This window comes from Methanosarcina vacuolata Z-761, from assembly GCF_000969905.1.
Classification (GTDB): Archaea; Halobacteriota; Methanosarcinia; order Methanosarcinales; family Methanosarcinaceae; genus Methanosarcina; species Methanosarcina vacuolata.
Map to the genome: position 1 here is coordinate 1332955 of NZ_CP009520.1, position 16463 is coordinate 1349417.

13 protein-coding genes are annotated in these 16463 nt (G+C 39.7%); 7 read left to right on the plus strand and 6 right to left on the minus strand.

Features of this window, described 5'->3' with window-relative positions; genetic code table 11:
* The first annotated feature begins 165 nt into the window (after positions 1-165).
* The 3 genes from MSVAZ_RS21505 (at position 166) to MSVAZ_RS05710 (ending at position 3059) form a co-directional block, all read left to right on the plus strand.
* Entirely contained in the window at positions 166-291 is a 126-nt protein-coding gene (locus MSVAZ_RS21505) for a hypothetical protein (protein ID WP_255351968.1), read from the plus strand.
* A 726-nt stretch (positions 292-1017) separates the two neighbouring features.
* Positions 1018-1512 carry a MarR family winged helix-turn-helix transcriptional regulator gene (locus MSVAZ_RS05705; protein ID WP_048119128.1) on the plus strand — a complete coding sequence of 165 codons (495 nt, stop codon included), beginning with the start codon at positions 1018-1020 and terminating at the stop codon, positions 1510-1512.
* 140 nt (positions 1513-1652) lie between these two features.
* Positions 1653-3059, plus strand: coding sequence for an MATE family efflux transporter (locus tag MSVAZ_RS05710; RefSeq protein ID WP_048123737.1), 1407 nt, complete (start codon positions 1653-1655; stop codon positions 3057-3059).
* Positions 3060-3325: 266 nt separating this feature from the next.
* Here MSVAZ_RS05710 and MSVAZ_RS05715 read toward each other — a convergent pair whose 3' ends face one another.
* A complete protein-coding gene (locus tag MSVAZ_RS05715; protein WP_048119131.1) occupies positions 3326-5014 on the minus strand; it encodes a vWA domain-containing protein in 1689 nt (562 codons plus the stop codon).
* A 96-nt stretch (positions 5015-5110) separates the two neighbouring features.
* Positions 5111-6607, minus strand: a complete 1497-nt coding sequence (locus tag MSVAZ_RS05720) for an AAA family ATPase (RefSeq protein WP_232316227.1) — start codon at positions 6605-6607, stop codon at positions 5111-5113.
* 850 nt (positions 6608-7457) lie between these two features.
* On the opposite strand from MSVAZ_RS05720, the gene MSVAZ_RS05725 reads away from it, so the two are divergent.
* Both MSVAZ_RS05725 and MSVAZ_RS05730 read left to right on the plus strand, forming a co-directional pair.
* Positions 7458-7913 carry a MarR family winged helix-turn-helix transcriptional regulator gene (locus MSVAZ_RS05725; RefSeq protein ID WP_048119137.1) on the plus strand — a complete coding sequence of 152 codons (456 nt, stop codon included), beginning with the start codon at positions 7458-7460 and terminating at the stop codon, positions 7911-7913.
* 36 nt (positions 7914-7949) lie between these two features.
* On the plus strand, positions 7950-8309 hold the full coding sequence (locus tag MSVAZ_RS05730; RefSeq protein ID WP_048119140.1) for a TrmB family transcriptional regulator: 360 nt from the start codon (positions 7950-7952) through the stop codon (positions 8307-8309).
* Positions 8310-8728: 419 nt separating this feature from the next.
* On the opposite strand, the gene MSVAZ_RS05735 is transcribed toward MSVAZ_RS05730, so the two are convergent.
* From MSVAZ_RS05735 to MSVAZ_RS05755, 4 genes are all read right to left on the minus strand, one after another.
* Positions 8729-9202 (minus strand): response regulator, encoded by a 474-nt coding sequence (locus MSVAZ_RS05735; protein ID WP_048119143.1) that lies wholly within the window; start codon positions 9200-9202, stop codon positions 8729-8731.
* A 652-nt stretch (positions 9203-9854) separates the two neighbouring features.
* Positions 9855-10268, minus strand: coding sequence for a response regulator (locus MSVAZ_RS05745; protein ID WP_048123738.1), 414 nt, complete (start codon positions 10266-10268; stop codon positions 9855-9857).
* 23 nt (positions 10269-10291) lie between these two features.
* The gene (locus MSVAZ_RS05750) at positions 10292-12898 is read right to left on the minus strand and encodes a histidine kinase dimerization/phosphoacceptor domain -containing protein (RefSeq protein ID WP_048119151.1); all 2607 of its coding nucleotides are present in this window, start codon (positions 12896-12898) and stop codon (positions 10292-10294) included.
* Positions 12899-12973: 75 nt separating this feature from the next.
* On the minus strand, positions 12974-13759 hold the full coding sequence (locus MSVAZ_RS05755) for a helix-turn-helix transcriptional regulator (RefSeq protein WP_048119154.1): 786 nt from the start codon (positions 13757-13759) through the stop codon (positions 12974-12976).
* 1281 nt (positions 13760-15040) lie between these two features.
* Between MSVAZ_RS05755 and MSVAZ_RS21090 the strand changes: the two genes are divergently transcribed.
* Both MSVAZ_RS21090 and MSVAZ_RS05765 read left to right on the plus strand, forming a co-directional pair.
* The gene (locus MSVAZ_RS21090; protein ID WP_231592465.1) at positions 15041-15418 is read left to right on the plus strand and encodes a winged helix-turn-helix domain-containing protein; all 378 of its coding nucleotides are present in this window, start codon (positions 15041-15043) and stop codon (positions 15416-15418) included.
* 248 nt (positions 15419-15666) lie between these two features.
* Complete coding sequence (locus MSVAZ_RS05765; RefSeq protein WP_048119157.1) at positions 15667-16317, plus strand: flavodoxin family protein; 651 nt, start codon at positions 15667-15669, stop codon at positions 16315-16317.
* Positions 16318-16463: the final 146 nt, after the last annotated feature.

The following is a 16463-nucleotide window of genomic DNA, read 5'->3' on the forward strand; positions in this document are numbered from 1 at the left end:
CAGTTTCCTTTCTTAATTCCCTATTTTTTTGTATCGAGATTTTGTGAAAACTAATTTTATTGCCTTGATCCTATTTGAAAACTGGCTTATTTTAAAGATGGATAACTGGAGAGAAAGCAGTTGAGTAAAAGGACCCAAATTTTGCTGTTATTGGGAGTTATATTAGTGATCATAGGTGCACTCCTGAAAATTGCCATAAATCCGTTTTTTTGGGGTACCTGGGCTGTAACTGCATTATTCGTGATTTTGCTTTTCATAATAGATCCTCTAAATCCAGGAGGTAAAGATTAAATGAAATCTTGAATAACCCTGGACATATAGTTAATTTTTACGGGCAAAGCAGGCTTTGTGTGTTTTTAGTATCGTGTGTTTTTTAGTATCGTGTGTTTTTTACTATAATTTCATCATTTAGTATTTTTACTAATTCCGGAAGATTGCTTTAACCGGTTGATAAATTTGTAAATTGATATCTTTAATTTGGTTTCTTAAGCAACTGATATATGTTTTTGTAATCTATGAAAATTGGATTAATTTCTATATTATGCTATATGCACAAATGTAAAATTTTATTGATTTTATTCATTGTTTTTTTGTGAGGTACTATCACTTAAACCACCATTATCTAAGGCTAAAGATGTTGTTTTTAATGTTCTTTCCCTCTAGTTTACAATTAGTCTCAATTAATGCAAACTCTTCAAAAATACTAACTTTATTGTTTATTCTTGTTTAGATATTTTATCTAAAAAGTAATTATTTATCGTTTTAATTTCGTCTCATACGAAACTATTATATACTCATAAATCTATTAAGCCTCTGATAGTGTCATATGGAACGATTTAACGCATATATATCATATCCGTACAAAATGTCCAGACTCATAAAAAGTGAAGTACGGGCTATACAAGATCAAAAAATAAACTCTTCCAGGCAATAAATCTGTTTTATATGCAACTATCACTTCAATACCTTCAATTTCGACACCAATCACTCAGTTCCTAAAATGTGAAGGATAAATTTATGGAAAATTTTAGAGAAATTAACTTAAAGGAAATAGACCCTAGAGAAATATTAGGTCCAATTGCCCACACCTACCGGAGCAATCTGGCATACATGGCAAAGGAACTCGAAGCTTACAGGGTCGGAAGCGGACAGTTTGAGTTTTTACTGTTTTTGTACCACAAAGATGGAGTATCACAGGAAACCATTGCAAAAACCCTGAAAGTGAGCAAAGCAACAATTGCCAGAGCGATCCATAATCTGGAAAAAGAAGGTTACGTTTACAGAGAAAGGGACGAAAAAGACCTTCGAGCTTACAAGGTTTACCTGACTGATAAAGGCAAGGAAATGAGATCTATAATTTTTAAAAAGCAGGCTTCTTTCATGGATCTTCTCTTTTCGGATTTTACCTTTGAAGAAAAAAAAATTTTCAGGCTACTCATTCATAAAGCTGTGATTAAACTTTTTGAGCCTGGGGTCGAGACTCCATCGGACAGGCCTGATGGCATGAAATAAAAAACGGTAGAGATGAAAAATAAGGATAAAAAACGGTTGAGATGAAAAATAAGGATAAAAAACGGTTGAGATGAAAAATATGGATGAAAAACGGTTGAGATGAAAAACGGTTGAGATGAAAAACGGTTGAGATGAAAAATATGGATGAAAAAAGTGAGTTTCTTGGCAAAGATAACATAAGAAAGCTTCTGTTTAAGCTTTCAATTCCTATTGTCATCGGATTGCTGGTGCAGGCTATCTATAATGTTGTGGACACTTTTTTCGTGGGAATGGCCTATGGAGCAGACAGTGTCCAGGCTATAGGCGGGCTTTCGATAGCTTTTCCAATTCAGATGATAATCATGGCTTTTGGGATTGTGCTCGGGACAGGTGGTTCTTCCATAATCTCGCGTGCCCTTGGAGCCCAGGAAAATGAAAAAGCCGAAAGAGTTCTTGGAAATGTTTTTTCCCTGAGTTTAATATTAAGTGTGCTTATAGCCGTTCCCTGCCTTTATTATCTTGATCCTATTTTGAAGGTTTTTGGAGCAACTCCTGGAGTTCTGCCCTATGCCAGAGAATATCTTAAATATATAATACTGGGAGGAACTGTCTTTGTCTTTGGAGTGGCTACTCAGAATATTGTCCGGTCTGAAGGAAATGCCCGTCTTGCAATGAATGCTATGCTTGTAGGAGGCGGCCTCAATATTTTCCTTGACCCAGTTTTCATGTTTGGTTTCGGGATGGGTGTTGAAGGCGCTGCAATTGCAACCGTAATATCACAGACAATAGCTTCGATCTGGCTCTTGCTATACTATATTAAAGGAAAAGGGGCTGTACGCTTCAAGTCCAAAACCTTGAAACCAGACCTGAAAATCATTAAGGAAATTGGGGCTATTGGTACTGGATCTTTTGTAATGGAATGCTCAAACAGTGTCATGATGATTTTCGTGTATAATGCACTTGCAGTTTACGGAGGAGACGTTGCAATTGCCGTTTTTGGTGTGGTAATGAAGATTAATTCCTTCATTTTCATGACCCTCCTGGGTATGGCCTTTGGCCTGCAACCGGTTGTCGGGTTCAATTACGGAGCAAAAAAATATGAAAGGATAGCCGAAGCTGTAAAATTATCGCTCTCAGCGACAACGACCATTGGGCTCCTTGGATTGATTAGTATTTACTTCTTAAAAGAGCAACTTCTCGGGTTATTCAGTACAGATCCGGAATATCTGGAGCTTGGGAAAAATGCTATAATGATTATGGTGCTCGGAACGCCTTTGATAGGTATGAATGTAATTACTTCAACCCTGTATCAGGCCCTGGGAAAAGCAAAACCCGCTTTCCTTCTTTCCATTAGCCGACAGCTCCTCTTTCTGATCCCTGCTGTTGTTCTCCTTCCCCGTTTATACCAACTGGATGGAGTCTGGGCAGCTTTTCCGGCAGCGGACTTTCTGGCATTTATGCTGTCCGGGTTCCTGCTTCTAAGGATCTATAAAATCTTCAAAGAAAGTAAATATTCTTCAAAAAAAGGTGCGGGGTCAGAAACTGCAGATAAAATGTCACCTATCTGATATTTCATTGCGGAACTAATGTTGGAAATTAAATCGAAAAGAAAGAGTTCTCAACCCTTTCTTAATTAACCTTTTCTTCTTAACCTTTTTCTTAATCTTTTTCTTAATCTTTTCTTCTTAACCTTTTCTTCGTAATTATTTCTTAGTAATCTTGGCTCTTCGTTGTTTTGTGTGGGTATCCGCATAACGTCCTCATAAAAACCAATGCGATCTTGAATTGAAAATCATCTTACCCATAGAGAATAGCGAAGAGCCGTAATCTTTTCTTAACTTCTTGCTTTATTGGAATCTGTAGCTTTCGTGTTTTTCTCTTCTGTAAATTTGATTAGTCTCACAAACTCACTGCTGCCCTCAGAATCCATTTCCATTTCTACAAAATAAATATAATCCGAGATTTCAGATAGCCCTCCTGCTCCGCTGCTGCCTACGATCAGCGAATAGACCTTTGCGTTATACTTCTTTTTTGCTTCTTCCCAGTGGGCCAGGACCAGTTCGTCAGAAACTTCGGACTTGCCATCGGTTATAAAGAGCAGGTCTGCACCCTGAAAATCCTTTTCTTTCAGGGACTTAAGGCCTGAAGCAAGGGCGGTATTGAAGTCAGTTCCTCCGCCGAAGGTATAGAGAAGGAAATTCAGGAACTTTTCGGACATTTTTTTCCTGCTGCTGAGTTCGATTTCCAGGTGCTGGCTTGTCGAGGCAAAAAGGATAACTTTCATGTCCCTCTGCTGAGAAAGCATCCTTTTTGCCATAGCCAGCACAGCAGACTTAGCTAAAGTTTGGGGAGCTCCGTGCATCGACCCGGAGGTATCCACAAGCACGATCATCGGGCCTCTGGGTTTTATACGGGGAGGGCCTGTGTAGTGCTTTCCGAGGAGCTGGTAGCTCAGGAGTTTTCCTTCAAGCATGTCCGCATAGAACTTCTTTTTCAGGGAGGGATTCAGGAGTTTTGCGGCTTCCATGGGCAGCAGGTTATTGATAGAGTCAGAAAAGCGCACGGTCTGAATCCGATTTTTTCCGAAAGGCGAAATGCGTATGCGGTCCGAGGGCGGATCAAATTCCCGCCTGCCTATGAAATCTATGATTTTTTTCAGGTCAGGGCTTTTTTCGAAGAAGGCCGAATAGTTTTTAAGCATTTTAAGCTGCACATAGAATGGCTCTTTTTTAAGCTCTTTTACGGAATAACTCCAGTTACGCTGGGGAAAAAGCAGGGCAAGGGTATCAAATAGCTCCAGGTTTTCTTCCATTTCCGTAACGAATTCGTTCATTCTACGGTATAGCCCTTCCATAACTCTTTCCAGAAACTCCTGGTACCCGCCTTTCTGCATGAATGCTAAAACAGCATCAACAAGGACAAATTCTCCGGAATTTCTAATTGCCCAGTCTTTCCTGCCTGAAAACTCCGTAGATCCCGAATTCCCCCACATGAGGAGGGTTTCTTTAAGGATTTCTTCAAATTGCCTCAGGATCTCAGCCATTCCGGCATCAAGTTCCTTAAGATATCCTGAACCTGAAATGCTGTTTGATTCTGAAACGCGTTCAATGATCTCATAAATCAGAGGCAGGAGGATTTTCAAGCCTGCAATTCCGGCTCCTCTGCTTTTTTTTGCAATTTTTCGGAGTTTAGGCCAGGGTTTTGAGTTTCTCAGAGTAAGAAGGATTGGGTAAAAAGCTCCGAAAGTCTCAATAAACCTTTCAGGGTCCTTAATCTCATAAGGCTGGCCAAAGAGAATCTCAAGGGTTATGATTTCAGCTATTTTTTCTCGCATTGGGCGGGGGATAGTTCGAGGAAAGGCTATTGTGCTCCTGAGATCACGTTCCAGCACGGTCGCAGTATGATTCTGGAGCAGAAGCAAATCCCGCAAGCCTTTGTTTCCTGAGGCTTTATTTTCTGAAAAGGAGTAAGTTTCATATGAGGCTGCACCTGGATTATTTGGGAAATCCTTAGAGCCTTCCATATCAAAACCTCATTTTGATTGTCTGATTTTAGGTTTTCTTGTTTAAAGATGCCTGGTTTAAAGATACCTGGTTTTAAGCTATCTAGTCCGGGTTTTTTATCTGAACTTAAATCGGGAGCCAATTCCTTTCATGAAACTATTGACACCGCTGCCCGAATCGGATACGGAAATTTTTTCCATTTCTCTTTTTCCTGCTTCTTTTGCAGGCTGAAGTTCAGACTGGGGTTCAGGTTGTGCTTGCCTACTATGAATTCCGAGCATTAACCGGCTTTTTGAGATAAGATCATTGAGCTCGGATAGTTCGGTACTTCGGGTATCGTGCAGGAGCAGAGCTTCGTTTCTATCAAGCGTCGAGAGCCATATATTTGCATCCATCAAGTTTTTGAGAAGTTCCCGCTCTGCTTCAAGCCTGTGTTTTATACGTTCCACACGATCGGACAGGGATTTCAATTCAGTTTCAAAAACTTCTTTCTGAGCCTGGGACAGTGTGTTCGTTTTTCCAGCGGCTTCCTGGAGCGAATCAATTTCTTTCACAAGGTTGTCATAGGGATAGATCCTTGAAGGACCTTCCATTTTAAGAGTATAGCTGTGATTCGGGTGGGAAATATGGTGGGTTTCGATTTCCTGCCTCAGCCGGAATTCTTCTCCGCAACTGTCGCAGATGATTTTTACAGGGAGTTCGTTTTTCAGGGCGATGCTGATCGCAGCCTGAAGGTCTTCGGCTTCCTGGCGAAGTTTTTCCGTGCTAATTCCACCTGAAATTGCGAACTCAAAGACGATTTTTCTTATGGTTTCCCGCTCTTCGGGCAAATTCCAGAGCATATGCTGAAGCAGGAGCACCATTGTCCTGTCCACTGTCGGGCATCCGCTGCTGCAGGCTGCAACCTTCAAGACCTGAATAACTTTTTTCCAGCGCCGGTCCGAAATTTCAATTTCCTGGAGCTGAAGGCTCTTTCTAAGTTCAGTTATAATGACCTCAACGTCAGGGTCAACAGGCATATCCTTTGCACGTGCTCGGAGTTCGTATATTGCGGAAACCCTGAGGCTTGCAGCAGGTTCGAATTCGTCAGGGCTCCTGAAAAGGAGGTCCCGGAAATTTTCATCATCCTGAATGTAGGAGAGCCTGTACCTGAATAAAAAGCGGTCATAAAGGGCTTCAAGGCTTTCGTTTTCGTCAGGAAGCTCATTAGATGCCCCGAAAACCGAAAGCAGAGGCACGTCTACAAGTTCTCTGCCGTTATGGTATTTGTGCTCATTGAGGATTGTCAGGAGGCTGTTCAGGATCGCACTGCTTGCTTTGAAAATCTCGTCCAGCAAAGCAATATGCGCAGTTGGGAGACAGCCATCGATTTTCCGGCGGAACTCGTCTTCTTCCAGGGCTTTTAAGGAGAGTGGGCCAAATAGCTCTTCAGGGGTGGAAAAACTCGTCAGGAGATAATTGAAGAAATTTCCGCTTTCGATTGACTGGCAGATATTTTTTGCAAGCTGGGTTTTTGCCGTTCCAGGCGGCCCGAGAAAAAGGAGGTTTTCCCCGGACAGCACAGCAAGAAGAGAGCCATTGATCTCGGTTTCTCGCTCTTTAAAATAGGCCATAAATGCGGATTTGATCTCAAGAAGCTTTTCTTTCAGGGCCAGACCTCCAGTTAAAGGGTGATAGTGGGGCAGATCAGGATAAAATCAATTTGCAGCCAGGTTTTAAGTCTTTAGTCTGATTATATTTTAAACCTTTTAATTGTATTTGGCCTTCTGAAAAATTAGTTTCTAGTGCATCGATTCCAAATTATGTCAGAAACGAATTTTTTGAAAACCACTGAAAGCACGGAAGACACGGAAATCAGTAGTAAAGGCGTGTTTCTTCCGTGCTTTCCGTGTTTTCCATGGTTGTAATATCCAGATCGAATCACTCTGCGACCGGCTGCGTTTTCCGTGTTACAAAATTCCATGTGACTTTAAAATAATATTTGCGTCATAAACTGTATTTATTTTCTTATTGTGTGTATATTTGAGAATCGATATACTAGTGTCGAGTCAATCCTCAAGGATTCAATAATTCCGAATAATTGCAATCGATTTTATACGACATTTTGCGGTTGACCCGACACTAGAAATATAACTTCTTATTTTGTGTTTTAAAAGATTTCTGTAACTTTTTCTTCCAATTGACTCTTTGTTAATGAGTTTTTTGAGTTCAAAGGAACATAAAATTAGATTTTTCACAAAACAAAGAATCAGTTTTGTACCTTATACATTTTTTGTGTGTATGTAAACCGTGAAGCTTAAATATGTTCATGATATTGTTGATTTATCAACTATTGATTTTTCAATTATTTAATTTCGTATAATTGAAAAATCAATATTATTATAATTCATTATATTCGGAAATTACTCCCTGAGAATATGCTTTTGATTGCAAAATCAGGTGTAAAAAGGAACAGTGAATAAAATGGATGAAGCAACCCTGAAGAAAATAATTCTTCTGATGATGGAAAGAGATGCTCTTGACAATTTTATTTTTGAACAAACTTTTCAGAAGAAAATCATTAGCAAATTCAAAAATTTAAGCAAGAATCAGCCCGTGGTAATCAAGATCATAGGTATGGAAGGTGAAATCATGCCCTCAACCATAGGGAGGTATACAGGTATGGATAAAAGCAGCCTCACTCGAATGGTTGATGATCTGGAGAAAAAAGGGTTGGTATTTCGAAAAACTGACCCTGAAGACCGAAGGAAAGTGCTTGTTTCTCTGACTGAAAAGGGATTAGAGTGTTATAATTATTCTAATCAGATCGTCGATGAGCTGCTTAAGCTTGTAGATGAAAAGGATATAGAGGACTATGTTCTGAGTCTCGAGACAATGGTGAGGATTTTAAGAAAGGCGGTTAGTCAACAAATTAAATAAATCTAATTATAAGGTCGATGAAAGGAGGAGGAGGAAGTGACTCGTAAAATTATAGAAAATCTTCAAAAGCTGGGTTTTACCAGAAATGAAGCTAAAATCTACGCAGTACTTGTCTGCCTTAAACAAGCGCGAGCCAGTGAAATTGCAGAAAGTTCCGGAGTCCCCAGATCTAAAGTTTATGGAACGCTCAGAGGAATGGAGAAGAAGGGGTATGTCCGGATAATCGAGGGTGAACCAACACTTTTTTGCTGCGTAGAGCCTGAAGAGCTCATTTTCAGGATAAGGACTGACTTTATGCTTTCTCTAAGCGAGACTGCAAATGAACTTAACGCCTTGAGTCCTGCAACAAATGGATTTTCAGTGGGAAGTTTTCGCAAATTAAAAGTACGGGTCTAAGAAATATAAGCAAGAAAATGTATGAGACTTTAAAAAAGATTTAATGTAACCTGAGGTATTATTTAATTTAACCTGTTTTTAATTATTATAAAATTGACACTATATTCCAGAATTACAGGTACTGGTTTAATTCTAAGTTCTCCAATCTCGTGAACTACCTCTCCCTTAATTCTTCGCCTTTTGGGTCAGTTTTAAGGGAGCAGCTTTCCTGGTTCTCTAATCGCCTTGCAGTGACAGTATAGTATATATAATAGTGGTTGAATGACATGGTGAGATGAGATAACTAAGTTTACAGATAACGAAAATTGGTACAGATAATGCTGAGATAATGCTGTATCCACCATTAAAACATGTGGAATTTTATATTTAACTCTCATAAAATTTGTAATTTTACAGAACTCGGCACATTGCCTGAAAGTTTACTTTAAACATTTGAGAACGGGCAGGTAACCCGAAGCAGTCCTGAATTTTTCTGAATCACTTTGAGGCTTTTGCGAGTTTTCTTTCACATCCTTTTCCTCTAACCTGCACCGCGAAAGAACGATATCAATGCTTTTTTCCAGATCTTTTTCATCAAAAGGTTTCACAATACATCCAGACCCCACATTCCAGATCTGTTCGAGAAGCTGGCGGTCCGAACAGGCAGTAAGGTAAACAACTGGAATACCGAACCTGGTAATTATCTCCTTTGATGCTTCTATGCCATTCAGGTTACCTTTTAACATAATATCCATAAGCACAAGATCAGGTCGGGTGCTTTCAGCTTTGCTAATAGCTTCCTCTCCGGATGAAACTACACCCGTAACAGTATGTCCCAGATTCTTCAGCATTATCCGTATTCCCATTGCAACGATATGATCGTCCTCAACAACCAGAATTCTTCCTTCTACCATATTACTGTTACACCTTTATTCAGCTTCAGAGAACTGGGTTTGAAACAGGTCTCCTAACTATTTAAGGCTTAAATCCTCCAATCTGTCAATGAAATTATAGGCCGGAACAGAAGCATTCGAACACATTCGATTTCTAAGTTATGAAAGCAATTCAAAAATTTCAATAATTACGATTTCAATAATTATTCACAAAGCTGGGAAAGAAGGCAAACTTCTCTATTGCTTCCTGCATTGAATCCTATATAAATTAAGGTATATAACCCACCCCGTATGGTACTTACAAAAGAATAGGAACTTTAAGCTGGCCCTGTCCATGTCGAAGGGGAAGAACTTTGTCCGGGGGCAAGGGATATTTTGATCCTATTAAAAATTTCAATAGTACTGTCTGGTAAAATTCAAAGAGATCTCGGGAAAAAGGTGCCGGAAGAATAGGAGGGCGCCTTTGCTTTTAAAGAAAAAGAAGTAAACTTTGGCGGTCCGGAAGATTTCAGGATTTCTTAAATAACCCGGGAAAACAGTTTTCTGCCAGATACGAGATTTTTCCTGGGCATCTGGCTTTCTTATTTCTTTGCTGTTGGCCATTCAAGCTGTTTTTTCATTCTGTATTTCTCTTTCCCGGAATATCTTTCATTCTGCTCTATCTCGTCCTGAATCATTCTGTTTTTTCTTTTTCCTTCCTGTGCCTGTGCAGGGCTATCTCAATGCTGCTGTGCAGATCTTTCTCATCAAAAGGTTTTACTATATAACCGAAAGGTTCAGTTTTCTTAGCCCTTTCCAGAATCTTATTATCAGAATAAGCAGTCAGGTAAACAACCGGTACATCAAACCTTTCCCTGATTTCACCTGCAGCTTCTACGCCGTCCATATTACCTTTTAACATGATATCCATGAGCACGACATCAGGGAAAGTACTCTCAGCCTTGCTAATGGCATCTTCTCCGGACGAGGCTACACCGGTAACCGTGTATCCCAAACTCTTTACCATTTTTTTTATTCCCATTGCAACGATATGCTCGTCCTCAACGATCAGAATTCTTCCTTCCGCCTTTTTTCTTTCTTCTGCCATTTTTTTTCCTTCCGACAATCACACTATTTAGAATTCATCTCCTTAAAAAAACTAATCTCGAAACCTGTTCCCCTGCTCCGGTCGAGTCTAATATCCCCTTCAATCTGATCTACAAGCGTTGTTACCAGTTGCAGTCCCAGGGAAGTTGTATTCCGGAAGTCCAGTTTCTCAGGGAATCCCCTGCCGTTATCTCTAACTATAAGGGTTAACTTCTCCTCCCTGTCCTCTGTTACGCCGTTAAGGCCAGTCTGTTCATTATTCTGCGGCATGGCTTTTGTGTTTCCGGAGTTATCATAATTCTTTTCCTGCAAGGTAGAGTTTTCTCTATTTCTGTGTAACTCAATATATATCTCTCCTTCTTTCTCTCCGGCAAAAGCATGTTTCAGGGAATTCGAGACCAGCTCATTGACAATTATTCCCAGGGGAACAGCCGTATCCATTCCCAGAAAAACCTTTTCGACATCCAGCTTCAAACTCACTTTCCTGCTGTCCAGGGAGTATGACTGGAACAGGTAATCTACAAGATTCTTAATATAATCCGCAAAGTCCACACTTACCATATCCTCGGACTGGTACAGTTTTTCGTGGACAAGAGCCATTGATTTGACCCTGTTCTGGCTGTCCCTGAAAGCCTCGATCACATCCCTGTCCGTAAAATTTCCGGACTCAAGATATAAAAGCATGGAAATCACCTGCAAATTATTCTTGATGCGGTGATGGATTTCTTTTTTGCGAATTTCCTCCATCTGGAGAAGTGCATCCTCGGCTTTCTTATGCTCGGTTATGTCCAGAATAATGCCCTGAAGATGGACTTCGCCGTCCTTGCTGCGCTGGATAACTGTCCTTTCGTCAACCCAGCGGACCTCCCCGGATTTTGTGAGAATCCGATATTCTGAGGTATAGTCCGTGCAGCCGGCTTCAACGTTCATCTCAAGTTCGACAGCCATCTTTTCCAGGTCTTCGGGATGCACAATATCTCCATAAAGAAGCCTGTTCGAGGTAAAATCCTCCACCTCATAACCCAGCCGAGTAATATTTTCCGAAACAAACTCTGCAGGCCACATGGGTTCATACTTCCATAGAAACACGATTACAGGACTTGTATTAACAACCCTTTCCAGATCCTCTTTAAGCTTGTTGGAACGCTCAAGTTCTTTCGCATAGTCCAGAAGGGCTTTTTCCGCTTCTATGCGTTGGGTTGTAATCATATCAAGAGCCTGGCGGGTTTCTTCGATCCCGTCAGTAAGTAGCTTGAAATCTCCCTTCCCGTGGATACTGATGGGTCGCTTAAAATCATTCTGCTGGAATGCAGTAAGGACTGCATTTGAATCATCGATAATACTGTTCAATGTTTCGGAGAATTTATCAAGTGTATTTCCGAGTTCTCTGAACTCTCCCTGCACATCTAAATTGACCCTTTCTTTTAATTCTCCTTCTGCAAGAGCATTGGTCACTCTTATACTCTCTCTGACTGGAACAATTACAGCTTTAAGAATTTCATTCAGGCCCATAGGGATTTCCCTGATGTCTCTCTCCACATCCGTATCTGCCCTGACATCAAGCTTTCCTTTAACTGCGTCCTGTGCGATACTCTTGAAATCCTGAACAATTTCATCTATCGGCTTTGTGATAGAAAGGGCAATCATATAAGAAAGGGCAGCCATGAAGAGAATTGAAATCGCAGAAATAACCAGAAGCCTGTTCCGAAGATCAACAACACCTGCAAGCATTTCTTCTTTTGGAATTACAAGCACAAAGGCGAGATCACCGGTTCGCACAGGCTCGTAGAACATTACAACAGGTTTGCCTGTAGTAGAGTCCACGGTCTCAATATATCCGCCAGTTCCATTTTTTATGTCATCTGCGGCTCTGGCTATTTCTTTCGAATTAAAATCATAAAGACTCTTTTTCCCGATCCATTCCTTGTGTGTAGGGTAAGAGAGCAGGACACCTGTGTTACTTACCATGAAGGCATATCCCGTATCAAATGCCTTGACCTTACTCACCACCTCGTCCATATATTTCAGAGGGACATCCGCCCCCGCTATCCCCACGAACTTTCCATCCTTGAAAATCGGGGAAACATGGCTGACCATGAATATGCCTTCATAAAAGTACGGTTCTGTAAGGACATCCTCTCCTCTGGCTTTGGGAAGCTGGTAATAATCAGAAGAATCATAATTAACAAGAGGCGCTACCGTAAGATTGCCTTTAATCTTATTACAATAGGGGACAAACCTGCCTGTTGCATCGTGTCCTGGGGCGTTAATATATTCTGCATCTTTGCCATCAAAAGCGTTTGGCTCATATCCCACATAAACCCCAATCAGATTCGGATTTTTTTCAAGGATATTCTTAAGGATGCCAATTACCTCAGTCCTGTTGGAAGCCTTGTAATTTTCCATTGTAAGGGCAACCGTATTTGCAACTGCGCTGTTAGCTTTCATGTCGGCGTCGAACTGGTTTGCATAACTGCTTGCCATTTCGATTGATTTCTGATAAGCCAGCTTTTCTTCCTGGGAAGTGACCGTACTGATGATCACAGCCGTAGAGACTGCAAGAACAAGAAAAACCCCGACAACAATATAGATAACTAGCTTTGATTTCAGGGGGAAATTATTAAATCTCATAGTCAAAACTCCAGCCAGTTATGAAAGAAAGGTGAAAGGCCTGTTTCTGTCTTACCTGTAAAGACCAGGCATGCTTCAGATTTCGATTACTTTTTGAGACAATTCATTATAATGTATGAAAAGCTCCCTTCCCCAGCGAAGAGCGCTTGCATCGAAACTCATCACTTTTCTGTGGTCGTATTTTCCCTGCTTGTCGAAGAGGCAGATATACATGAATTTTTCAGTAACAGCAATTGTCGGAAGCTTCAGGTTTTCCTCGCAGACTTTAACAACCGTATTCTCGGAGTCGAGCAGGGTTTCCAGCTCGTCTCTGCAGTCATTTTTTAGCCTTTCAAGTACGGCTTTTGTAAGCACTATTTCCATTTCAGCTCCGCTTTTTGCAAGCCTGGAATAAAGCGACGAATAAAGAGGATGATAATAAGAAAGCGAACTCATGATGCATCTGGATTTTATAAGATTTTCAGTAAATTCCCTTGGAAGGTCAAAAAGATGGTTAAGATCAGGTTCGATTACCATGCACTCCCCCAGTTCTCCAAGCCGCATAAATTGCTCCTGGGGTATGACACTTGTATCCCGGCTTGTCCAGTATTCCTTGTTTTCCTCGAGGACCTCAAGTGTATTAAGGAGAGGGAGCATGTTTCCTACGACAAGTTTTCCAATCTCCGAGAGCATATAAGTGTTCTCTTTCTGAAGGACCAGGCCCTGTTTTTTAAGGATCTTAATCTGGGGCATCATCGCCTTTGAGGTCACGTTGAGAGAGGTTTTTATTTGCTCAATGTCCCTGGGACCTTCCATAAGCAGTAAAAGGAGATTTTTTCTTTTTTCAGAAAGCCAGATAGTATCACACAAAGATGAGCTCATTGTTAACTCATATTTATAGAAAGTACTTTTATTAAAAGATTATGTTATATCCAATTTATATTTAAAAATTTTTGAGTTTGAACACATTCTGAAATAGATTTTAAAAGAGTTTCTAAAAGGATTCATGAGCCTTGATAAATTCGATTGAAAATTTTAATGCCATTAAAAAATCACTCTACCTTAGGACCTGCATGTAGCTCTTTCTTTTTCCCGAAACTTTTGCAAGAGCAACGCGGATCGGGCTATATATTATTGAAACCATAGATAAGTCACTTGCCAGTTAACAAGAACAAATCCAACAAAAAAGAATTGCCTGAAAGAACAATGAATACTTCCGAAAGGGCAAGTAATAAATTAAAAATGGCGTTAAAAACGGGATAAGTGATCACGTAATAACCAAATATGGCAAGAAAAATCGGATAAAGTGACCACTAAAATAATTAAAAAATTATACGAAAAAACGGGATAAAATTACCACCAATAATAAAAACGGTGAAATAAAAAACGACATAAAAATGAACTAAAAATGGCACATTAAAAACGGATTAAAATACAAACATTAAAAAACGCTAGAAATTGTTTCATCCTTTTGAGATGAAATTACAGAGTACTGCTGGATTCATGCAGAATCTATGTGAATATCTGGCTGAAACTCACGGTACTTCTGGAAAACTAAAAAAGAAAATTTCAGGCTTAACCGAAATATTCTTTACTCCAAACTCCAGCAAATGCATTAAAAATGTACCAGAACTGTGGTATGTGGGAATGCCATAGCTTCTGGGTACCTCCGTATTGAATTTTTTCTCATTGGTCATGGATTAAAGAATTTTCTTGCCCGATAGCTGTCGATTTTGCGCCTGATAACTGTCGATTTTGCATTAGAAGCCGGCCTTAAATTTTTGCCTCTTTACATGAAATCACTATTTTGTTCCAGCTCATAATTTAGTAACATATTTAAAAAATGTTGAGAAAATTGATGCAATTTGTCACGATTCTTCACTTAATTGAAGACGCATGAAGCAAAGTTATAATCTCAGGAAAACTTCCTTTAGCTAAATTATTCACTAATCGCTTCAGTATTTTGAAGGGTATGAGTGCATCTTTTTACGCAACTTCTTATTTTGTTTTATACGATTTTAGTGTCTAATATGTACTCTTTGTTAATTCTAATTTTATTTGAAAAGATCAACTGAGGGCTGTTTCCAATTTATTTCTGGCAATTTCTTTTTTTTTCGAGCCGTAATAGAGAACTTGTCCGTTTAAATCTTTTTTCTTTATAACTTGACATTATATATAGAACTGAAATTGTTATATAGAAAGGAGAACGATAAAGATTTAGAATCTTTGTTACCTACAAAAAGATATGCTTTAATATTTTTAAAGTGTAACTACTTGCAAAGATTATTTATAAACTACCGTGGGGGAGTCAGTATTAAGAGAAGGAGCAGGACTGATATCGCAGTAGATATTTTAAGAGTCGCAATGAACGGGGCCAAGAAAACTCATATTGTATATGAGGTAAATCTGAACTTCAATATCGCCCAGAAATACCTTGAAATGTTAAAAGAAAAAGAGCTTATCAGACATGAAAATGGGCTTTTCATCACTACTGACAAAGGAAAAGTCTTTCAGGAAATGGCTAAGGAACTCAAGCTCTAAAAGATTTTTATCTTTTTACTTTCTATTAAATTTTCCCATCTTTTTTATTTTCAATTTTTCATTTTTACTATCTTAAAATTACACTTGAAATCGACTTTTTCCGTGTCCATCTTTTTTCTTGAGTTACTCTTATGTAACTCAGCCCAAAGATCAGGTGAGGATAAGCGCCTGGTGAGTAATTCGAAATAGCATTTCTAAATTATAATGCGCCCTCATATAAATAAAAGCAGTTTGGAAACATATATACTATGGTGATTAAGGCACTTTTTTTAAACTGCACTCTGAAAAAATCGCCTCGGGTATCAAATACTCGCGCTCTTGTTGACAAGGCAGTAGCTATCTTCGATGAACTTGGTGTTGAAAGTGAAGTGATAAGGGTTGTGGATCATAACGTGGCTTTTGGGATTTCCTCAGATGAAGGAGGAGGCGATGAATGGCCCTTGATCCTTGAGAAGATAAAAGCCTGTAATATTCTTGTTATAGCAACTCCCATCTGGTTTGGAGTTCTCTCATCTGTGGCAAAGATGGTAATTGAGAGGCTGGATGGAACTTATATGGAAGGGGATCCCAAAACCGGTCAGTATCCTCTTTATGGAAAGGCTGCAGGAGTCATAGTTACAGGAAACGAGGATGGGGCACACGATGTCTGTTCAACTATACTCTTTAGCCTTACTCATCTGGGCTGCACTGTCCCTCCAAATGCAGACTGTTATTGGGTTGGTGATGCCGGTCCGGGTCCAAGTTACATAGAAGCTGGAGGAGATAAGCATCTCTATACAAATCGGACAGCCAGATATATGGTACACAATCTGGCATATTTTGCAAAGCTGCTCAAAGAAAACCCTATCCCTACCAATTTAAAGAAACTTGATGAGGAGGCAAAAAAGGTAAGCGACTGATGCTGACCTATCCGAGGGCTGTTGATCTTTTCACAAAGTCCTGACACTTTTACTGCTAGATGGGGGTATTATTTGGTCGATAGCGATAAAAAGACGATAAAATTGAAAGTTGCAGAAGCCGATCAAAGGGATGTTGGAAAAGGCAT